20 protein-coding genes are annotated in these 20664 nt (G+C 68.0%); 11 read left to right on the top strand and 9 right to left on the bottom strand.

All coding sequences use genetic code 11. The features are described 5' to 3' along the window. From IV088_RS10395 to IV088_RS10415, 5 genes are all read left to right on the top strand, one after another. The coding region (locus IV088_RS10395) for an NAD(P)/FAD-dependent oxidoreductase (RefSeq protein ID WP_291101535.1) at positions 1-1209 on the top strand (1209 nt) is incomplete at its 5' end. A gap of 312 nt (positions 1210-1521) precedes the next feature. Further along, entirely contained in the window at positions 1522-2628 is a 1107-nt protein-coding gene (locus IV088_RS10400) for a DegT/DnrJ/EryC1/StrS aminotransferase family protein (protein WP_291101538.1), read from the top strand. A 14-nt stretch (positions 2629-2642) separates the two neighbouring features. After that, positions 2643-3617, top strand: a complete 975-nt coding sequence (locus IV088_RS10405) for a glycosyltransferase family 2 protein (protein WP_291101540.1) — start codon at positions 2643-2645, stop codon at positions 3615-3617. Positions 3618-3621: 4 nt separating this feature from the next. Continuing rightward, positions 3622-4872, top strand: a complete 1251-nt coding sequence (epsE, locus tag IV088_RS10410) for an exopolysaccharide biosynthesis GT4 family glycosyltransferase EpsE (RefSeq protein ID WP_291101542.1) — start codon at positions 3622-3624, stop codon at positions 4870-4872. 375 nt (positions 4873-5247) lie between these two features. Further along, the gene (locus tag IV088_RS10415) at positions 5248-5577 is read left to right on the top strand and encodes a YegP family protein (RefSeq protein ID WP_291101545.1); all 330 of its coding nucleotides are present in this window, start codon (positions 5248-5250) and stop codon (positions 5575-5577) included. Between the two features lie 63 nt (positions 5578-5640). Here the strand turns inward: IV088_RS10415 and IV088_RS10420 are convergent, their stop codons facing one another. Then, positions 5641-6240: a short chain dehydrogenase gene (locus IV088_RS10420; protein ID WP_291101547.1), complete on the bottom strand. Its 600-nt coding sequence runs from the start codon at positions 6238-6240 to the stop codon at positions 5641-5643. A 110-nt stretch (positions 6241-6350) separates the two neighbouring features. Here IV088_RS10420 and IV088_RS10425 point away from each other — a divergent pair, with 110 nt between their 5' ends. Further along, positions 6351-7244: a LysR family transcriptional regulator gene (locus tag IV088_RS10425; protein WP_291101550.1), complete on the top strand. Its 894-nt coding sequence runs from the start codon at positions 6351-6353 to the stop codon at positions 7242-7244. A 25-nt stretch (positions 7245-7269) separates the two neighbouring features. Here the strand turns inward: IV088_RS10425 and IV088_RS10430 are convergent, their stop codons facing one another. After that, positions 7270-8151: a heme-dependent oxidative N-demethylase subunit alpha family protein gene (locus tag IV088_RS10430; protein WP_291101553.1), complete on the bottom strand. Its 882-nt coding sequence runs from the start codon at positions 8149-8151 to the stop codon at positions 7270-7272. A 153-nt stretch (positions 8152-8304) separates the two neighbouring features. On the opposite strand from IV088_RS10430, the gene IV088_RS10435 reads away from it, so the two are divergent. Beyond that, the gene (locus tag IV088_RS10435; protein WP_291101556.1) at positions 8305-9789 is read left to right on the top strand and encodes a TIGR04222 domain-containing membrane protein; all 1485 of its coding nucleotides are present in this window, start codon (positions 8305-8307) and stop codon (positions 9787-9789) included. A gap of 13 nt (positions 9790-9802) precedes the next feature. Here the strand turns inward: IV088_RS10435 and IV088_RS10440 are convergent, their stop codons facing one another. Continuing rightward, complete coding sequence (locus IV088_RS10440; protein ID WP_291101559.1) at positions 9803-10684, bottom strand: LysR family transcriptional regulator; 882 nt, start codon at positions 10682-10684, stop codon at positions 9803-9805. A 104-nt stretch (positions 10685-10788) separates the two neighbouring features. Between IV088_RS10440 and IV088_RS10445 the strand changes: the two genes are divergently transcribed. The 4 genes from IV088_RS10445 to IV088_RS10460 all read left to right on the top strand — a co-directional run bounded on the left by IV088_RS10445 (position 10789) and on the right by IV088_RS10460 (position 13099). Beyond that, positions 10789-11466 (top strand): Bax inhibitor-1/YccA family protein, encoded by a 678-nt coding sequence (locus tag IV088_RS10445; protein ID WP_236963186.1) that lies wholly within the window; start codon positions 10789-10791, stop codon positions 11464-11466. A 137-nt stretch (positions 11467-11603) separates the two neighbouring features. Further along, entirely contained in the window at positions 11604-12008 is a 405-nt protein-coding gene (locus IV088_RS10450; protein ID WP_291101566.1) for a TerB family tellurite resistance protein, read from the top strand. 28 nt (positions 12009-12036) lie between these two features. Further along, the gene (locus IV088_RS10455; RefSeq protein ID WP_291101569.1) at positions 12037-12429 is read left to right on the top strand and encodes a hypothetical protein; all 393 of its coding nucleotides are present in this window, start codon (positions 12037-12039) and stop codon (positions 12427-12429) included. Positions 12430-12490: 61 nt separating this feature from the next. Continuing rightward, positions 12491-13099: an exopolysaccharide biosynthesis protein gene (locus tag IV088_RS10460; RefSeq protein ID WP_291101572.1), complete on the top strand. Its 609-nt coding sequence runs from the start codon at positions 12491-12493 to the stop codon at positions 13097-13099. A 56-nt stretch (positions 13100-13155) separates the two neighbouring features. On the opposite strand, the gene IV088_RS10465 is transcribed toward IV088_RS10460, so the two are convergent. From IV088_RS10465 to IV088_RS10490, 6 genes are all read right to left on the bottom strand, one after another. After that, the gene (locus tag IV088_RS10465) at positions 13156-13917 is read right to left on the bottom strand and encodes a sulfite exporter TauE/SafE family protein (RefSeq protein WP_291101575.1); all 762 of its coding nucleotides are present in this window, start codon (positions 13915-13917) and stop codon (positions 13156-13158) included. 200 nt (positions 13918-14117) lie between these two features. Continuing rightward, positions 14118-14411 (bottom strand): metal-sensitive transcriptional regulator, encoded by a 294-nt coding sequence (locus IV088_RS10470; RefSeq protein ID WP_291101577.1) that lies wholly within the window; start codon positions 14409-14411, stop codon positions 14118-14120. A 20-nt stretch (positions 14412-14431) separates the two neighbouring features. Beyond that, positions 14432-15472, bottom strand: coding sequence for an SLAC1 anion channel family protein (locus tag IV088_RS10475; RefSeq protein ID WP_291101580.1), 1041 nt, complete (start codon positions 15470-15472; stop codon positions 14432-14434). Between the two features lie 112 nt (positions 15473-15584). Further along, positions 15585-15821: a DUF2892 domain-containing protein gene (locus tag IV088_RS10480; RefSeq protein ID WP_291101583.1), complete on the bottom strand. Its 237-nt coding sequence runs from the start codon at positions 15819-15821 to the stop codon at positions 15585-15587. Positions 15822-15965: 144 nt separating this feature from the next. Further along, positions 15966-19229, bottom strand: a complete 3264-nt coding sequence (locus IV088_RS10485) for an efflux RND transporter permease subunit (protein WP_291101586.1) — start codon at positions 19227-19229, stop codon at positions 15966-15968. Between the two features lie 9 nt (positions 19230-19238). Further along, positions 19239-20399, bottom strand: coding sequence for an efflux RND transporter periplasmic adaptor subunit (locus IV088_RS10490; RefSeq protein WP_291101589.1), 1161 nt, complete (start codon positions 20397-20399; stop codon positions 19239-19241). Between the last annotated feature and the right edge of the window lie 265 nt (positions 20400-20664).

Raw genomic sequence — 20664 nt, forward strand, 5'->3', positions numbered from 1 at the left:
CGGGCCGGCGACAGCTGGCGCAACCGCTACAAGACGCTGTGCCTGCACGACCCGGTCTGGTACGACCACCTGCCCTACATGCCCTTCCCCGACGACTGGCCGGTGTTCGCGCCCAAGGACAAGGTGGGCGACTGGCTGGAGATGTACACCAAGGTGATGGAGATCAACTACTGGGGCTCGACCACCGCGAAGAAGGCGACCTTCAACGAGGCCAAGGGCGAGTGGGAGGTGGTGGTGGACCGCGACGGTGAAGAGGTGGTGTTGCGGCCCAAGCAGCTGGTGTTTGCGCTCGGTGTGTCGGGCTACGCCAACGTGCCCAAGATCGCGGGTGCCGAGAGCTTCGAGGGCGACCAGCACCACTCCAGCAAACACCCCGGTCCCGAGCAGTACAAAGGCAAGAAGGCGGTGGTGCTCGGCTCCAACAACTCGGCCCACGACATCTGCGCCGCGCTGTGGGAAAACGGCGCCGACGTGACCATGATCCAGCGCACCAGCACGCACATCGCACCGTCGGATTCGCTGATGGAGCTGGCGCTTGGCGGGCTGTACAGCGAGGAGGCGCTGAAGAACGGCATCGACCACCACAAGGCCGACCTCGTGTTCGCCAGCGTGCCCTACAAGATCATGCACAGCTTCCACATCCCGGTGTACGACGAGATGAAGAAGCGCGACGCCGACCTGTACGGCCGGCTGGAGAAGGCGGGCTTCATGCTCGACTTCGGTGACGACGGCTCGGGACTGTTCATGAAGTACCTGCGCCGCGGCTCGGGCTACTACATCGACGTGGGCGCGAGCGAGCTGGTGGCCAACGGCAGCATCAAGCTCAAGAGCCACAACAACATCGAGCGCATCAACCCGAAAAGCGTGACGCTGACCGACGGCACCGAGCTGCCCGCCGACCTGCTGGTCTACGCCACCGGCTACGGCTCGATGAACCACTGGCTGGCCGACCTGGTGTCCCCCGAAGTCGCCGACCGCGTGGGCAAGGTCTGGGGGCTGGGGTCGAGCACGACGAAAGACCCGGGACCGTGGGAGGGCGAGCTGCGCAACATGTGGAAGCCGACCAACCAGAAGCAGCTGTGGATCCACGGCGGCAACCTGCACCAGAGCCGCCACTACTCGCAGTTCCTCTCGCTGCAGCTGAAGGCGCGCTACGAGGGTCTGGACACGCCGGTCTACGGGCAGGCGGCGGTGCACCACCTGCGCTGAAACCACACCGCCGGGGCTGTGCCAAGGCGACCACGGTGCCCGTGGTCGCCTGGGCACGGCGACGTGAACCGGCCGAGCAAGGCCAGGCACCTGCAGCCTCGCCAACGCAAGCTCAAACGTGCGTGCCGTGCCCTACTCGCCCAGTCGATTGCGGTGGCAGCCGCTCCACGCCTTCCAGGCGGTCCACTGGGCGGGGTACACCACGGCATGTCGTGGGCATCAAACAACGCATGGGTTCCACCATCCGCTGGCATACTGGCGCTCTGATTGGCCGGGGACTCCATCGCTGTTCAGCACCATCCTCATCGCTTCATGGAAGCTCCGAAGAACCTTTTTGTCACCCGCCCAACGCTGCCGCCGCTGGGCGAGTACCTCCCGCTGATCGAGAAAATCTGGGCCAGCCGGATTTTGACCAACTCTGGTCCCTACCACGCCCAGTTCATCGACGGGCTGAGTCATTACCTGGGTGTGGAGCACATCTCGCTGGTCACCAATGCCACGGTGGGCCTCATGCTGGCGGCCAAAGCGCTCCATCTCACCGGGGAGGTCATCACCACGCCGTTTTCTTTCGTGGCCACGGGTCATGCACTGCTGTGGGCCGGCCTGAAACCGGTGTTCGTCGACATCAACCCCAATACGCTGAACATCGACGCCAACAGGATCGAGGCCGCCATCACCCCGCGCACCTCCGGCATCATGGCCTTGCACTGTTATGGGCGCCCCTGTTATGTCGAGGCGATCGAAGACATTGCGAAGCGGCACAGCCTGCGGGTCATTTACGACGCGGCCCACGCTTTCGGCATTCGCCACAAGGGCCAGAGCGTGCTGAGTTTCGGTGACCATTCGGTGTTGAGCTTTCACGCCACCAAGGTGTTCAACACCCTTGAAGGGGGCGCCATTGTTTCCCGAAGCGCCGAAGCCAAACTACATATCGACCGGCTGATCAACTATGGCATCGTTGACGAACAGACCGTCGAGTCCACCGGTTTCAATGCCAAGATGAGCGAGTTGACCGCTGCGCTTGGAACGGTTCAGCTCAAGCACATCGATGGCTATATCGAGCAGCGACAGCAGATAGATTTTCGCTACCGCAAGCTGCTGGGCAACATTCCTGGCCTGCACTTCGTTCATCCCCCTGAGGCTGCACCCTCAAATTACTATGCGCTGCCGATCCTGATCGGGGCCGGGCACCATCGATCGCGCGATGAGCTGTATTTCCGGCTGCGGGAAAACAACGTGTTTGCGCGTCGCTACTTCTACCCCTTGATTTCGGACTTCCCGATGTATGCGGAGCCTCATGGCCAGGCGCCCGAAATGCCCAACGCCCGCAGTGTGGCTTCCCGTGTGCTGTGCCTGCCGATGTACCCGGACCTGACAGAAGACGAGCAAGAGCGGATCGCGAACGTCATTCGATCCTGAGGAGGCTTTGCACGATGACCGACAACGATCGCGCTTTCCAAGTGTCGGCTGTGCTGGCGACGCACAACTCGGCCGCCGAGGTGACGGCAACCCTCCAGAGCATCGTGCGGCAAACGCTGGACTGCATCAGGGAAATCATTGTGGTTGACGATGCGTCGACCGATGATTCGCGTGCTCTGGTCATGGGTTTCGGCGACCCTCGAATCCGGCTGGTGGCGCTGGAGACCAATCAGGGCGTGTCTCGCGCTCGCCAGATTGGCATGGAGGCCGCCCAATTCGACTGGATAGCGTTCAATGATGCGGACGACGTCTGGCTCGACGACAAGATGGAGCGGCAGTTTGACCTGTTGCGGGCGCATCCGGAAGCCATCGCCTGCGTCGGCGGCAGTGGCAGGCTGCACCGCGATGGTCGTCGGCAATGGCGAACCGGTTTCGGCCGCTGGCAATGGTGCCCGGAAGAAACCCCTTCCGCGTCAGCGCCGCCTTTTTTCAGACCCGTGCTGGATGGGCATGTGTATTTGCAGAGCTTGGTTGTTCGGCGCGAAGCAGCGCTGGCTGAGGCCTTCAAGCCCGAGCTGACGTTGATGCAGGACCAGGACTACCTGCTTCGACTCGGTCGCCATGGGCGATTTGTCATCACCGACCGGCCGGTGTTTCTTTACCGCCTGGGTTTCTCCAACACCACGGCGCCAGGTCGGATGCGGGCGCAGGTGTTTCTGGCGAACCGCGACTACCTCTATCGCGCGACGGACGCCTTCAACCAGGGTGTTGCCGAGCCGGACGTGGCCAGCTTCCTGCGTGACCACACAGCCCTGCCGGCCGATGTCGAAGCGTTTGAAGTCGGCCAGCGGTTTCGCCACATCAATACCGTCTGGGTTCAACGGGGTTTGCCTGCGGCAGTTCGGGCGCTGGCTGGCATGTTCGCCCGGCATCCGCTGCAGACCTCGAAATTCGTTGCACGCCGTCTGCGCTACTGGAGGCGCCGCTAATTCCATGGAGAAATCAGCCAACGCCACAAGGCCAACGAGAATCGGCTACCTGGTCTCCGAGTTTCCAGCACAGACCCACATCTTCTTCTGGCGTGAAATTTCCGCATTGCGCGACCTTGGCGTCGACACCGTCTTGATCTCCACGCGCCAACCGGCCCAGGGCACGATTTCGCATCGGTGGGCCGAATCTGCGATCCGGGACACGCACTACCTGCTCTCGAAGAATTGGTTTGACTGGATCGCGGCGCTGTTTTTTCTTTTGCGCCGATCTGCAGGGCGCATGGGATCGCTGGTCGCCGCGCTGGGCGACGATGAATACGCTGGGGCCCGCAGTCGGTTCAATTTGATGGTGTGCCTTCTGGTGGCATCGCGGCTGGCGCGTTTTGTCCATGCTCATCGACTGGACCATGTGCATGTGGGCAGCTGTGGTCGCTCTGCTGAAATTGCCGCACTGGGCTCCATCCTGGGGGACTTTACCTACAGCCTCTCGATGCTGGGCCCTACGTTCTCAACCTATGGCAGGCAGCATCGGCTCAAATGGCGCCATGCCGCGTTTGGCCTTTTCCAGTCGCAGATGCTTGTTCAGGAAGGGCGGCAGCGTCTGGGCCCTGATTTCCCCAAAAGGTACGCGCAGGCGCCGGTGGGTGTGGATACCGATCGCATGGACAGAACCCAGCCCTATCAGGCCTGGAGGCCAGGGGACCCCTGTCGCCTGTATTCCTGCGGTCGCCTCAATCCGGTGAAGGGCCATGAAGATGTCATTGATGCGGTCTGTCTGCTGCGGGCGCGTGGAATTGACGCCCGTCTGATCATCGGTGGCGAGGATGAACGGGGCGGCACCGGCTACCGTCTGGATGTGCAAAAGCACATCGCCAAGTGCGAGGCATCATCGTTCGTGCAGCTGCTGGGTGCGGTGTCAGAAGAAACCAACCGTTCGCAGTACGAGGCTGCCCATGTGTATGTGATGGGCAGCCACGACGAGGCAGCCGGCGCTGTGGCGGCGATGGAGGCGATGGCCATGGCGACGCCTGTCGTGATGTGCCGGGCGGGTGCCACCGCCGAGCTGATCACGGATGGGGAAGACGGTCTCCTGACGGAACCGCGTTCTCCTGCGCAGATGGCCGACGCCGTGGAAAGGGTGCTGCGAGATCCTGCACTCGCCGACCACCTTCGCCTCAATGGGCGCAAGAAAATTCAGTCTCGCTATTCCCACCGCGTGAGCGCGGAAGCCCTGCACCGGTTGCTCGACGCCTGATCGGGACGCCCGTGTTGGTTGCGGGTCTTCAGGATGTCGAACCCACACCGTCGTCTTTGAAGCATCTCCGGAGCCCGCATGCATCAGGGCTTCTGGCGTGACAGCCAATGGTCAGCATTTCCGGTTTGACCTCCCGCAAGCGCCGCGTTCCGGACGTGCTGCCGCTGTGTTGGTCTGCCCCACCATCGACGAGCTCCTCCGCTCGCGCACCGATCACATGATCCGACCGAGGCGCGCCCAGCGGCGCGCGGGCGGCGAGTCCACTGCGCAGGAACGCACAGCAATGGAAGAGAGGCTGCTCGGGCTGTTCAGCGCCACGCCTGCGATCTATCATCCGCCTGCTTCGGCACTCTTCTTTCACCAACAGGAGCGAACATGGCAGGCAGCTACGAACTGGGTTCCAACGACAAGGGTCAGTTTTCCTTTGTCTTGAAGGCGGGCAACGGCGAGGTGATTCTGCGCAGCGAGCAGTACGCCACCAAGGCCTCGGCGGAGAACGGCATCAAGTCGGTGCAGGCCAACTGCGGCACCGACGCGCGCTACGACCGCAAAGACGCGTCCGACGGCCGCTGCTACTTCAACCTCAAGGCCGCCAACCACCAGGTGATCGGCACCAGCCAGATGTACAAGGCGGCGGCGGGGCGCGACGCGGGCATCGAGTCGGTGAAGACCAACGGCACGAGCACGACGGTGAAAGCGGTCTGAGCGGCGGCGGGTTTCAACACCGCGGCAAAAAAGGCGACCCGTGGGTCGCTTTTTTTCGGCCGTTCACATCACGCGGTAGACCCGGCCGGTCTGCGCGCCTTCGACGCTGCGCTGGTAGGCCAGGCCCACGCGCTGCGCCGGCACGGTTTCGAAGCCGGGGAAGAACGGGCCGTAGGTGGGCAGCGATTCGGTCAGCAGCGTCGGGCTGACGGCGTTGATGCGGATGCCGCGCGGCAACTCGATCGCCGCGGCGGCCACAAAACCCTCGATCGCCGCGTTCACCGCCGTGGCATTGGCGCCGTTGCGGATCGGCTCGATCCCCACCACACCGCTGGTCAGCGTGATGGAGCCGCCATCGTTCAGGTAGCGGTGGCCGGCCAGTGCCAGCTGCACCTGGCCGAGCAGCTTGTCCTGCAGGCCGAGGTTGAACTGCTCGGCCGTCATCTCGGTCAGCGGGCCGAAATGCAGGTTGCCGGCGGTGCAGATGATCGCGTCGACCCGGCCCACCGCGTCCAGCAAGGCCACCAGGCTGTCCGGTTGCGACAGGTCAGCGCGGTGCTGGCCGCTGTGGCGCCCGGCGCTGACGATCTCGTGGCGCGAACCCAGGGCCTGCACCGCGGCCTGTCCGATGGTGCCGTTGGCACCGATGAGAAGAATCTTCATGGCTGTTTCCTGTTCAGTGGGAGTGGAGAAGGCGCCATTGTTTTCCGAATGTTTCATGGCATAAAGTAGCAATCTCTTCTCACACCACAAACCATTGATTAGGAATCAACATGGACAAGCTGCGCTGCATGGAGGTGATGGTCGCCGCGGTGGACGCGGGCAGCTTCGCGGCGGCGGCGAGCCGGCTGGAGATCTCGGCGGTGATGGTGGGCAAGCACATCCAGCAGCTCGAAGCCCACCTGGGCGCCCGCCTGCTCCAGCGCAGCACGCGCCGCCACAGCCTCACCGAGGTGGGCGCGGCGTTCTACGAAGACTGCAAGCGAGTGCTGGAGCAGGTGCGCTGGGCCGAGTCGTCGGTGGAGCGCAGCCGCGCGGCGCCGCAAGGGCTGTTGCGTGTGAGCGCGCCGGTCACGCTGGGCAGCCACACCATCGCGCCGCTGGTGGCGCAGTTCCTGTTGCGCTACCCGAAGGTGCGGGTGGACCTGCAGCTCACGGACGGTGTGGCCGATCTGGCCGGTGACGGCATTGACGCGGCCGTGCGCATCGGCCGTGTCGCCGACGAAAGCCTGGTCGCCCGGCCGCTGCGGCCCTACCGCATGGTGATCGCTGCCACACCGGCCTACCTGCAGCGCCATGGCACCCCTCAGAGCGCCGCCGATCTGGCTCGGCATGTCTGCCTGAGCCACTCGGTCTGGCAGCGCCGCACCGAGTGGACGCTGCACGAAGGCTCACAGTCGTTCCAATGGCCCGAGCAGGCCCGCCTGACCTGCAACCACGGCGACGGCCTGCGCGGCGCCGCGCTGGCCGGGCTCGGCCTGGTGATGCAGCCCGAGGTGCTGCTGGCCGACGACCTGGCCAGCGGCCAACTGGTGGCGGTGCTGCAGCACTGCTCGCCGCCGGCCCGGCCGGTGCATCTGGTGTACGCGTCCGACCGCCGCCAGCTGCCCAAGCTAAGCCGCTTCGTGACCCACGTGCTGCGCACGCTCGGGCCGCCACCGCCATGAGACTCCAGTGCCCGTGCCCTGCGGTTCAGGACCCGACGGCGCCGAGTTCGGCGCACAGCCGCTCGCGCACCGCCGCCATGCCGCGATAGGCCACCACGGCCTCGCTCATCGACAGCAGCGCCTCGCGCAGCTCGCCTGCGCGCCCGGGTGACACGGCCAGCGCCTCGGTGAGCGGGCACACCATCACGCGGATGAAGAACACGCCGCGCCGCAGCGCGGGCAGTGGCAGCGTGGTCTGGCGCTCGACGCGGAAGAACACCTGATCGATCAGCCGCTGGCCCGTGGAGTCGGCCTGGGCCACCGCGTCTTCCCAGCGCGTGCGGCGCGTCTCGGGGTGCTGGGCCAGGTCGCCGTTGGGCGTGAGCAGCCAGACGTGGCGCAGCATGCTGGCCTGGCGAAAGGCCATGTCGACGATGCCCTGGCCGCCTGCCTGCAGCAGCGCGTTGTCGGCGACCGGCGCGTGGATGGCGGCGAAGTCCAGCCCGAGCTTTTCAGCGGGCGCCCAGTTGGAGGGGAAGCACACCGAGAGGAAGCGCGTTCGCATGGTTGTTCGTGCGACGGCCTCGCCTTCAGGTTCGTCGTTCAGGATCACGAAGTCTTCCTGCAGGCCCTGCGCCAGCGCATCGGCTTCGGGTGCGATCACGATGCCGGTCTGCCGCTCGTAGGCCGCTGCGATGGCCTGCAACACGGCCGGGTCGGCCTCGCCGATCTGGCAACGTGCGCGGTGCTGTTGCAGCGACACGCGCTTGTGCTCGGCGTAGGCGGAGGCCTGCGGATCGCGCACGAACAGCGGTGGCGCTGCATCCCGCGTGTCGTGCGCAGAGGCGAGCCGAGCAAGGCCAGGGCGCATGCGGAACGGGCTGCTCACGGCCCAGGGGACTTGGGTGGCGGGGGTCAGGACGCTCATCGGCGCATTGTGCCGGGGGCAGGGAGTCGCCCCGCCGCCACAGCGCCCGACCCGAAGGGAACCCCGCTCACATCGTCACACAAACGTCACCCATCTGACTTATCTTGAAGTCGGACAAGAGGAGCAGAACACAACAACCAGAAAGGAGTCCCCATGACAGACAGCCTTCCCCACACCGCCACCGACGGCATCGCCAGAGACGCGCTCTGGCAGCGGCTGGCGCACTGGTCACCTGACACCCCAGGCGAGGTGCCGCTGCACCAGCGGCTGGCCCAAGACAACGGCTGGACGGCAGCCCACACACAGCGGGTGATCGAGGAATACCGCCGCTTTCTCTGGCTGGCGGTTCGGCACCGGGGCGAGGTCTGCCCGAGCGATGCGTTGGACGAGGCCTGGCACGCGCACCTGCTGCACAGCCACCGCTACTTCCATCACTTCTGCCCGAACGTGCTGGGGCACACGCTGCACCACTTCCCGAACACGGGCGGCGCAGCCAACCACCGCCTTCACCGCCAACGCTATGCCGACACGCTGCTGCGCTACACCGAGGCGTTTGGTGACGCGCCGCCGCTCGACATCTGGCCCGGCGTCGAAGCGCGATTTGCGACCCGCGCCCGGCGGGTGAACACGGCGACGCACTGGGTGTTGCCCAGACCGCGCTGGCCCGCTCACGGCCTGCCGCGCTCGCTGCGCGGGCTGATGGTGCCGCTGGCCCTGCCGGCGCTGCTCTTCAGCGGCTGCGTGCCCATCACCATCCACCCGGACTGGAGCGGCGAGCGGTTTCTTGCGATCTACGGGCTGTGTCTGGCGGCATGGGTGGCGCTGGGTGTGGTGATGGTGTGGCGCGCGCCCAGCGGATCACCCCGGGCCAGCGCGCGCCCCGTTCCGCTGGATGCGCTGGAGCTGGCCTACCTCGCCGGCGGCAGCGCGCGCAGCGTGCACACCGGCTTGGCGCGGCTGGTGCAACAGAGCCACCTGGCCCTGCAGGCCTCCAGCGGCACCTGGCGCACCACCGCCCAGCCGCCCATCCACGCCCACCCGCTGGAGCAGACCCTGCACGCACAGATCGCCCAAGGCCTGCAGCCCGGCGCGGGGCTCGGCCTGTCCGAGACACGGCGCGAGCTGGACGCACTGCATCAGACCTTGCTCGACAGGGGCCTGGTGCATGCGCCCGGGCGTGAACAGCGCCGCCACCAATGGCAGGACCGCCTCTATTTCTATGGGTGGCTCGGCCTGCTGGTCTGGGGCGGCCTTCGCTTCGCGCACGGTGTGCAGCACGGGCACCCGGTGGTCTTTTTGTTTTTCCTGATGATGCTGGCGCTGGTGTCGCTCGCCGCCTTCTGGAAGCAGCTGCCCCACCGGCTGACACAGCAAGGCCTGGCTGCTGTGCGCAAGGCCCGATTGCTCTTGAGACGACGCGATGCACTGGGCCTCAAGGATGCGCAGATGCCGCTCGCTCTGGCGTTGCTGGGCACCGGCGTGCTCGCCGCCGACCTGCAGCCCCTGAAAGACGCCCTGGTTCAGACGGGCGGCAAAGACACGGGCGGCAGCGGCTGCGGGGCATCCGGCGGTGGCTCGGACGGGGGCGGTGGCGACGGCGGCGGCTGCGGTGGATGCGGAGGCGGGGGTGGCGACTGAGGGGCGGAGGGTCTCACACCGCCGCAAGCAGCTTCTGCACCAGCGGGTGCTGCACCTTGCGCGCGGTGCCGATGGCGAAGAAGTGTTCCTGCACGCCCTCGCAGGGGCCGAACCATCGCATGCCATAGCCTTGCGAGAGCTTTTCGCGCATGCGCTCCGACGCGGGAAACACACCCATGCCCGAGGAGCCGAAGGTGGCGAGCAGCGCGCTGTCTTCGAACTCGCCCACCACGTTGGGCACCACGCCCTGCTGCTCGAACCACTGGTCGATGCGCATGCGCACCGAGGCCTGTGAACTGGGCAACAGCACCGGCACCTGGGCCAGGCTGTGGGGGAAATCGGCGCTCGCCTGCGCCAGCCATTCCTTGGGCGCGTACCAGCCCAGCGGCGAGGAGCCCATGGCGTGGCTGTAGAGCTTGAGGTTGGGGTTGGCGGGCGCGGGCCGGTCGGAGAGCACCACGTCGAGGCGGTGCAGCGCGAGGTCGGCGAGCAGGTCGTCGAAGTCGTCTTCGTGGCAGACCAGGCGCAGGCGTGGCTCTTCGAGCGCGGGCGCGAGCAGCTCGCGCACCGCGAGCTTGGCCAGGCCGTCGGAGATGCCGACCACAAGCCGCACGGTGCTCTGGCTGGTGGCGTCGCGCACGGCGGTGTGCAGGTGTTCGCCGAGGTGAAAGATCTGCTCGGCCACCTGCAGCGCGGCCTGGCCGGCGTCGGTGAGCGCGAGGCCGCGCCCGGCAGGCTTGAACAGCGCGTGGCCCAGCGACTGCTCCAGCAGGCGCACCTGCGCGCTGATGGTCTGCACCGCCATGCCCAGCCGCGCGGCGGCGTGCGACATGCCGCCCTCCTTGGCCGTGACCCAGAAGTAGTAGAGATGCTTGTAGTTGAGTTCCTGGTTCATGCTTCGCCTTTTTGGGACTGATCGTTCGTGATTGTCTGCTTTTTCAAACCTGTTCGCAGCCCTATCTTCGAGCCCCCCATGTTCACCCTGAAAGGAGAACCCTCATGGAAACCGTTCGCCGCCCTTCTTCCATCGCGTCCCGCCCCTCGCTGGGCGTGGACCGCCCGCAGGCCGCCAAGGTCCTGCGCAACACCTACGCCCTGCTCTCGCTGACGATGCTGTTCGCGGCCGGCATTGCCGCGCTGGCGGTCGCCGGCAGCTGGCCCGCGCCCGGGCTGGTGATCACGCTGGTGGGTTACTTCGGCCTGCTGTTCGCGGTGCACAAGCTGCAGAACAGCGGCTGGGCCCTGCCCGCCGTGTTCGCGCTCACCGGCTTCATGGGTTACACGCTCGGCCCGCTGCTCACGCACACCCTGGCCCTGCCCGGGGGTGCCGGCACGATCACGGCCGCGCTGGGCGCCACCGGCGCGACCTTCCTCGCGCTCTCGGCCTACGTGCTGACCACGCGCCGCGACTTCAGCTTCATGGGCGGCTTCCTGTTCGCCGGCATGGTGATCGCGATCGTGCTGGGCATCGCGGCCTACGCCTTCTCGATCCCCGCGATGGGAATGGCCGTGTCCGCTCTGGTGGCGCTGCTGTCGGTGGGCCTGATCCTGTTCGAGACCAGCCGCATCGTGAACGGCGGCGAGACCAACTACGTGCTCGCGACCGTGGGCCTGTTCGTCTCGGCGTTCAACCTGTTCACGAGCCTGCTGAGCCTGTTCGGCATGAACAACGACTGACCCCCCGCAGCGCTTCGCGCTACCCCCCAGGGGGCGATGCGAGTGGCCCGGCGAAGCCGGTTCCACCGCATCCCGGGTTCCGGCAACTCGCTCCGGAGTGATCGGATTCCCTTCGTTTGCTCAGAAAGGAAACTCTCATGCGTTCTTACCCGACCGACAGCCCTGAAGCCGCCGCGCGCCTGCTGGCGATGGCGCTGGTGGCCGACGGCCAGTATTCGATGAACGAGATCAAGACCATCGACCGGCTGCACGCTTCGCAACGCCTGGGCATGGCGCCCGAGGCGATCAAGGCGGTGATCGACGGCTTCTGTGAAGACCTGCTGCTGGTCGCAGGCGGCCGGTGGGCCGGCTCGGCCGGCATGGACGAGGCCACGCGCGAGCGGCTGCTGGCCGAGGTGCAGGACCCGGCGCTGCAGGAAACCGTGTGGCACCTGTGCGAAGCGGTCGCGCTGTCCGACGGGCACCTCGCCGACGGCGAGGTGGAGTTGCTCGACCGCATGGCCATCGCCTGGCGCCACCCGGCGATGGCCAGCGCGGCCTGACGACCCCTTTCACGATCGGAACCAACACATGAAAGCCCTGATCTGGCTGGTCGCGGGCCTGCTCGCGGCGGTGTGGACGGGCATGGTCGCCCTGACCGTGCAAGTGAGCGGTTGGCTGCTGAACGCCGTGGCCTCGGCGCCAGCGGTGGGTGGGGCGACTGCACCGCTGCCCGTGCCCGCCTGGCTCGCGCCCTGGGCCGACACCGAGTGGTTTGCCGCGCTGCAGGTGCTCTGGATGAACGGCGCGCAATGGCTGGCGCACTGGCTCCCCGGCGCGGGCGGCCTGATGGAATGGATCACGCCGCTGCTGTGGACCGGCTGGGCGCTGGGCCTGCTGCCGCTGCTGGCGCTCGCGGGGTTCCTGCACTGGCTGGCCGGCCGCGGCAACCCGCCTGCCGCACTGCGCAACGCACAGGCATGAGCGCCGTGCCGGGCCGCCCCAAGCCAGCTCGCACCGCAGCCCGCCGGGCGAAGGTCTTCCCGTGATCAAAGCGCGCGCCCAGCACCTGCGCCGGGCCGCTGGCGAGCCGGGTGCCGCGTGTGAGCGGCTGAGCCTGAACGCGCTGCTGCGCCTCAACGGCGAGGGCTCGGGCCCGGTGCTGATGCTGTTGCTGGCCCTGCTTTCTTCGTTGCCGGTGGCCGGCGCGGGCGGGCTGTTCAGCCTCGGGCTGCTGGCGCTGGCCTGGGCCTGGCTGCGCGGCCGCGAGACCGTGACCATGCCGCAGCGGCTGGGCGACATCACCCTGAATGAAACCTGGAGCCGGCGCTGCCTGCACGGGCTGGCCTGGATCTACGAGCAGGCCGAGCGCTGGCTGCGCCCGCGCTGGCAGGCCTGCTGCCACACGCGCACGCGGGTCTGGTGGGGCCTGTGGATCGCGGTGATGGCGGTGGTGATTTTCCTGCCGCTGCCCCTGGGCAATGTCTTGCCCAGCCTGAGCCTGATCCTGCTGAGCCTGGGCTGGATGTTCCGCGACGGCCTGGCGATGCTGCTCTCGGCGGCCACCGGCGTGGGCGCGCTGGGCTACGTGGTGTCTTTCGGCCACCTGGCCTTCGCCACCTGGCAGCACGTGGGTGCCTGGCTCGGCCTTTGAGAGAGCGGTTCGCCGCCGGGCCGCACCGACAAGGCGCGGGCCACTTGGGGGCCTTCCTACATCCGGTAGAAAAACACCGTGCTCATCACGAGGCCGGTGACGATCACGCCACCGCGCACCCAGGCCACGGGCAGGCGCTTGGACCAGCGCGCGCCCATGAAGCCCCCCGCGGTGGCGGCCACCATCATCAGCAGCCCCGGCTGCCAGGCGATGGCCCCCGCGATCACGAAGGCCGCGACCGACAGCCACGACAGCACCAGCGAGTTGAGGTTCTTCAGCGCGTTGACGGTGTTCAGCCGCGTCTCACCGGCCACGGTGTACAGCGCCATGAGCAGGATGCCCAGGCCCCCGTTGAAATAGCCGCCGTAGACCGCGACCGCGAGCAGCGCGGGCTCGCGCCAGCGGACCGTGGCCGGGCCGTGCGGCGCCGCGGCCTGCGCGCGGCGCGCGATGCCCGGCCCGGCGGCGAACAGCACGGTCGCGAACAGCAGCAGCCAGGGCACGATGCCCGAGAACAGGCGCGCCGGCGTGACCAGCAACAACAGCGCGCCCACCACGCCGCCCACGGCGCAGATCAGCATCTCGCGCAGCAGCCGCTCGCGCGGCAGCGCGCGCAGCTCGGGCTTGAAACCCAGCGTGCTGCCGAAATAACCAGGGCTCACCGCGAGCGCGCTGGTGGCGTTGGCCGTGATCGGCGGCACGCCCGCGAACACCAGCGCGGGGAAGGTGAGAAAGCTGCCGCCGCCCGCGATGGCGTTAAGCACACCGGCGGCGAAAGCGGCGGCCGCGAGCAGCGGGGCGGAGGTGAGAAAGTCCATGCGCCGATTATTCCCACCCGCCCGTGCTGGATTGCCTTCATGGCAGGCAAAACTGTTCGGCGAGAACCGTGCTTCCGCACTGTGCGGCGCATCACCGGAGCACAGTGTCCGAGCCGGGAACGCGGCGGAGCTGGCTTCGCCAGGCCGCACTGCGTTGCCCCCTTGAGGGGGTCGCGCGCAGCGCGGCGGGGGTGGGCCTTCTACCTCGAGCGACCGAGCTTGTCCTGCAGGCGCTCGAGCACCTCGCTGATCGCCTGTGCGTCGGGGCCGTCGCCGTCGGGGCGGGCCAAGGCCTGCTCGGCCAGCGAGAGGTTGAGCCGCACGTAGGTGCTGTCCAGCGCGCGGCGCGTGGCGAGCAGCTGCTGGGCAATCTTGACGCAATCGGCGCCTTCTTCCAGCAGCTTCTGCAGCCCGCGCACCTGGCCCTCGGCACGTCGCAGGCGGTGCATCAGCTCGGCCTTGCGCGCGGTGGCCAGCGGTGGGCTTGGGTTCATCGCATTCGCCGAGGGGGCATTCAGGCCGACGCCAGAACGATGTTGGCCACCGGCTCGGGCGCGAGCAGCGAGCCGTCGCGCAGGCCCTTCACGGTGGCGAAGGCCAGCCAGAGAACGACCATGGAGGTGGCCGCGAGCAGCAGCACACCGGCCATCTGCAGGGCGCCACCCGTGCCGCCCTGCAGCGTCACCAGGCGCAGCGTGAGCGCGGTGAAGGCCGCCAGCGGGAAGGACAGCGCCCAGAACGCGACGCCAAAGGGCTGGGCGATGGCGCGCTTGAGCACCGGCAGCACCCAGAGCACCAGGAACAGCGCCAGGCCCCAGAGCGCCTGCACGGCGACCAGCGGCGCCTGCATCTGCGCCAGCACCAGGCCGATCACGGCGGGCGGCGCCACGACGATGAACCAGGCCGGCAGGAGGCGGTCGGGCAGCGGGCTGTGGGCGATGCGGCGCGCGAGGATCAGCGCGATCACCACCGGCCAGAGAAACGCGCCGATGCCGAACTGCGCCAAGGCCCAGCCGGTGTGCCCGAGCGGCAGGCCGGCGAGCGGCGCCAGCACGTTGCCCACCACCGGGATCAGCAACACCGGCGTGATCGAAGGCCACAGCCCGGTGTTGCCCGGGCCCTGGCCCGGCGCGGCCACCACCGGCGCCAGCCAGCGGCCCAGCACCCAGAGCGTGGCCCAGAGCTGACCCAGGCTGCCAACCCACCACACGACGCGCCACAGCGTTGACAGGCCGCCCTCGGCACCGCCGAGCGCCACGCCCACGGTGGCCAGCAGCAACAGCGACACCGGGAAGGCGGCCACGAAGGCGTGGCGCACCGGGTGCTTCAGGTCGTCGGCCAGCGCGGCGGGGTAGCGCGAGGCGCGCAGCAGCGAGGCCACGAGCAGCACCCCGAACACCCCCAGCGCCAAGACCCCCGTCACCAGCGCGATGCCGCTGGCCATGTCACCCAGCACCGGCTGCGCGCGGTGCCAGGCCAGCGACAGGCCACACAGGCCCATCACCAGCGAGAACCAGCCGGGCATGAGGAATTTCAATGGGGTCGGGCTGGACATGGTGGATGAGGAGGTGTTGATCGAAGGGAAAGCAATCCGCCGCCGGGCCGCCCCAAGGCGGATCAGCCCCCTCGGGGGGCAGCGACCCGCGAAGCGGCGGAGCGTAGGGGCATCAGCTGCATTTTCCGCCGGAGCACGAGCCATTGCCCTCGGGCACACCCAGCTTCTTGAACAGGATGGCGGGCGGGCAGAAGCCGGTGATGCCGGACTGCGCCAGGTTGAAGCCGGCGAAGGCGGTCAGCGCGAGGAACCACTCGCTCACAAAGATGGGGCTGCCGTGGTAACCCAGGGCCAGCGAGATCAGCACGACGGTGCCGGCCATGATGCGGATGTAACGTTCGACGGTCATTTCAGACTCCTGTAAACAAAGGGACCAGAAAACTTGGTAGGCCGGGGCGCGTGCCTCCCACCAGGGCACCCGTGGAACCGGCTTTGCCGGGCCACAGGGGTGCGTCCCCCCTCAGGGGGGAAGACGCGAAGCGGCGCAGAGGGGTCATCCGAACCTCTTGCGGTAGGTGGCGTAGTACAGAACCGGAATCACGACCAGCGTCAGCAGCGTGGACACCGCGATGCCGAAGATCAGCGAGATCGCCAGGCCATTGAAGATCGGGTCGTCCAGGATGAAGAAGGCGCCCATCATCGCGGCCAGGCCGGTGAGCGCAATGGGCTGCGCGCGCACCGCGGCGGACTGCACCACGGCTTCGGCAAAGGGCACGCCGCGCTTCGTCTCCAGCTCGATGAAGTCCACCAGCAGGATGGAGTTGCGCACGATGATGCCGGCCAGCGCGATCATGCCGATCATCGACGTCGCGGTGTACTGCGCGTTCAACAGCGCGTGGCCCGGCATCACGCCGATGATGGTCAGCGGGATCGGCGCCATGATGATCAGCGGCGTGAGGTAGCTCTTGAACTGCGCCACCACCAGCAGGTAGATCAGGATCAGGCCGACGCCGTAGGCGGCGCCCATGTCGCGAAAGGTCTCGTACGTGATCTGCCACTCGCCGTCCCACTTCACCGCGTACTGGCGGTACGGGTCCTTGGGCTGGCTGATCCAGTACTCGCCCAGTTCGCCCGTGTTGGGCAACGCGGCTTCTTTCATCGACGAGCGGATGCCGAACAGGCCGTACAGCGGCGAGTCGAGCGAGCCCGCCATGTCGCCGAACACGTAGGTCACGGGCAGCATGTCTTTGGTGTAGCGCGGCTGGTCGATCACGCCGCGTTCCACCGTCACCAGCTCGGAGAGCGGCACCATCGCACCGTTCGCTGCCTTCATCGGCAGCGCGAGCAGCGCATCGAGACCGACCTGCTGGTCCAGCGGCAACTGCAGGCGCACCGGCACCGCGAACTTGGCGTGGCCGTCGTGCAGGTAAGCGGCGTCCGAACCCGACAGCGCGGCATAGACCGTCTGCGCGATCACCTGCACCGGGATGCCCAGCGACTCGGCGCGCTGGCGCTGGATGCGCAGGAAGGCGCGCGGTGCGTGTTCCTTGAGTGAGGTGTCCACGCCCACGATGTCGGGCGTGCCGGCAAAGGCCTTGGCCACGCGCTGCGCCAGTTCGGCACGGCCGTCCTGGTCGGGGCCGTAGACCTCGGCCACGATGGGCGACATGACCGGCGGGCCGGGCGGCACTTCCACCACCTTCACGCGCGCGCCGTGGGCGGCGGCGATTTTCTCCAGCGCGGGGCGGTGGCGCTGCGCGATGGCGTGGCTCTTTTCGCTGCGGTGGTGCGCACCGATCAGGTTGACCTGCAGGTCGCCGCCTTCGGCTTCGGCGCGCAGGTAGTACTGGCGCACCAGGCCGTTGAAAGTGATGGGGCTGGCTGTGCCGGCGTAGCCCTGCACATTGGCCACCTCGGGCTGCTGCGCGAGGAAGGCCGTCATGTCCTGCAGCGCGGCGGTGGTGCCTTCGAGCGGCGTGCCGGCGGGCATGTCCACCACCACCTGGTACTCGCTCTTGTTGTCGAAGGGCAGCATCTTCAGCACCACGCCGAGAAACGAGTTGGGCACCAGCGCCAGGCTGACCGAGAGCAGCAGCGCGCCGCCAATGCCGGCCGCCAGCAGCCAGCGCTTCTTGGCGCTCTGCAACAGCGGCGTGAGCGTGCGGGTGAACACGTTCTGCAGCGTGCGCGTGATCTTGCCAGGGCCGTGCGCGGCGTGGCCTTCGCCGGTCTTCGTGAGCTTGAGCGCGAGCCAGGGCGTGACGGTGAAGGCGATGGCCAGCGAGATCGCCATGCCCATGCTGGCGTTGATCGGGATCGGGCTCATGTACGGGCCCATCAGGCCGCTCACAAAGGCCATGGGCAAGAGCGCCGCGATCACGGTGAAGGTGGCGAGGATGGTGGGGCCGCCCACTTCATCGACCGCGCGCGGGATGATCACCGACAGCGGCACGTCGGGCGTGAGCATGCGGTGGCGGTGGATGTTTTCCACCACCACGATCGCGTCGTCCACCAGGATGCCGATGGAGAAGATGAGCGCGAACAGCGACACGCGGTTGAGCGTGAAGCCCCAGGCCCAGCTGGCGAACAGCGTGGCCGTGAGCGTGAGGATCACCGCCGCGCCGACGATGATGGCTTCGCGCCGGCCGAGCGCCAGCCCCACCAGGATGATCACGCTGCCGGTGGCAAAGATCAGCTTCTGGATCAGCTTGTTGGCTTTGGCCGCGGCGGTTTCACCGTAGTCGCGGCTGATGGCGATCTCGACGTCGTCCGGGATCACCGTGTTCTTCAGATTCTCCAGCCGCTCGCGCGCACCGGCCGCCACGTCCACCGCGTTTTCACCCGGCTTCTTGGTGACGGTGATGGTCACGGCCGGGTGGTTCTGGCCTTGTTGACCGGGGTGGGCCGCGTCGGCCGCGCCGGGGGTGAACCACACGTAGCGCTGCGGCAGCTGCGCACCGGCTTCCACACGCGCCACTTCGCGCAGGTAGATCGGGCGGCCGTTCGACACGCCGACCACGATGTCGCCCACGTCCTGCGCGTTCTGCAGGAACTCGCCGGTCTCGACCGACAGCATGCCGGGCTCACCTTTGGCAGGGTTCGGGTTGATCACCGAGCCCGAAGGCATGGCCTGGTTGGCCGAGGCAATGGCGCCCTGCAGCGCCTGCACGCTCACACCGCGCTCGCGCAGCTTGTTCGGCTCCAGCCACACGTGCACCGCCCGGCCCGGGCCGCCGATGGTGACCACCTCGCGCGCGCCGGGCACGCGCTTGAGCTCGGTCTCGACCGCGTGCGCCACGCGCTCCAGATCGAGGGCGCTCTGCGCGTCCTTCGTCCACAGCGTGGCGGCGAGCACCGGCACGTCGTCGATGCCTTTGGGCTTCACGATGGGGGTCAGCACGCCCAGGCCCTGCGGCAACCAGTCCTGGTTGGCGTTGAGCACGTCGTACAGGCGCACCAGCGCTTCGGTGCGCGGCACGCCGACCTTGAACTGCACGGTGAGCACGGCCACACCGGGGCGCGCCACCGAGTAGCTGTGTTCGATGCCCTGGATCTGCGAGAGCACGTGCTCGGCCGGCGCGGCGACCATCTTCTCCACGTCGGCGCTGGACGCGCCGGGGAACGGGATGATCACGTTGGCCATGGTCACGTTGATCTGCGGCTCTTCCTCGCGAGGCGTGACCAGCACGGCGAACAGGCCCAGCAGCAGCGCGACCAGCGCGAGCAGCGGCGTGATGGCGTTGGCCTGAAAGGCCCGCGCCACGGAGCCGGAGAAGCCCAGCTTCTCCAGCGTGGAAGGATCGTTGGGGTGGCTCATGGCATCGCCTTATTTCGCCACCGGCTGCGCGCCGGACAGGCCCGCACGGACCGGATCGAGGGCCACGCGGTCACCGGCCTTGAGCCCGGCCAGCACCTCCACACCGTCACCGTGCGTGGCCCCGGTGCGCACCGCGCGCAACGCAAAACCCTCGCCCTGGCCTTCGCCCTTGGCCGTGACCACGTAAACGCCGGTCAGCTCGCCCCGGCGCAGCACGGCGCTGGCGGGCACCACCAGGCGCTGGCGGTCGGACTGGGCGCTGCCGCCCACAAAACGCACCCGGGTCTGGCGGCCCGGCACCTGGTTCGCGCCGTCGGCCTCGCTCAGGTTCAGGCGCCACTCCACGGTCTGGGACACCGGGTCGGCGGCGGGCAGGCTGGTCTGGGACGAGGGCGCCACCCACTGGTCGGTGCCCGGCAGCTGCACCTCGATCTTCTGCGCCGACAAGGCGAGCGCCTGCATTGAGGCCGGCACATGCACCACGGCGCGGATCGGCTGCGGCGCATACACCGTGAGCACGGGCGCGCCCGGCGTGGCCAGCGCGCCGGCCTCGGCGTGGGTGGCCAGCACCCAGCCGTCCCAGGGGGCGGTCAGCCGCGTGAAGCCCTGGGCCACGCTGGCCTGCGTCTGCCCGGCGCGGGCGGAGGCGGTACCGGCCTGCGCGGCCTTGTACTGGGCCAGGGCGGCATCCACCGCCGCCTGGGCCAGGAAGCCCTGGACGCGCAGGTCGCGGGCGCGCTCATAGGCCGCTTTGGCGTTGCTCAGGTTGGCGTCGGCCTGGGCCAGCCCGGCCTGGGCCTGCGCCACACCGGCCTGGGTGGCGCGGTCGTCGATCACGGCCAGCACCTGGCCGGCCTTGACGCGGTCGCCCGCCTTGACGGAGAGCGAGGCGATGCGGCCGCTGGCCTGGGCCGAGAGCACGCTCTGGCGCACCGCCTGCAGGCTGCCGTCGAACACCGCGCCGGCGCCCACGGCCTGGGCACCCACGGCGACCACCGGCACCTGCGGCCCGGCGGCGGGCGCCTCGCCCGCGGCGCGCGCAGCGCCCAGGGTCAACACCGCAGCCACCCCCAGCGCGAGCGGCAAAGCGCCCCCGGCCCAGCGGTGGGACAGCGCGGAACGAACGGCCAGGGCCGACGGCAGACGGAAACCAATGGAACGGGCAGGCATGGACTTCTCCTATACGGCCTGCAGTATACCTACATACCCCCAGGGGTACAATAGACGCACCACCCCAATGCACGAAGCAGCGCCACCCAGGGCACCGCCGGCCCGGCTTTGCCGGACGGCCCGTGCCGCCCCCTTGAGGGGGTCGCGCGCAGCGCGGCGGGGATGCTCGCTTCTACCGGAGCGCCACCCCAATGCACGAAGCAGCGCCACCTAGGTGTGAAGCTTCAATAGGTTGTATCCGGTGTTCATCCGGATTGGGTTTGAG

It is taken from the genome of Hydrogenophaga sp., from assembly GCF_018780075.1.
In the GTDB taxonomy this organism is placed as follows: Bacteria; Pseudomonadota; Gammaproteobacteria; order Burkholderiales; family Burkholderiaceae_C; genus Hydrogenophaga.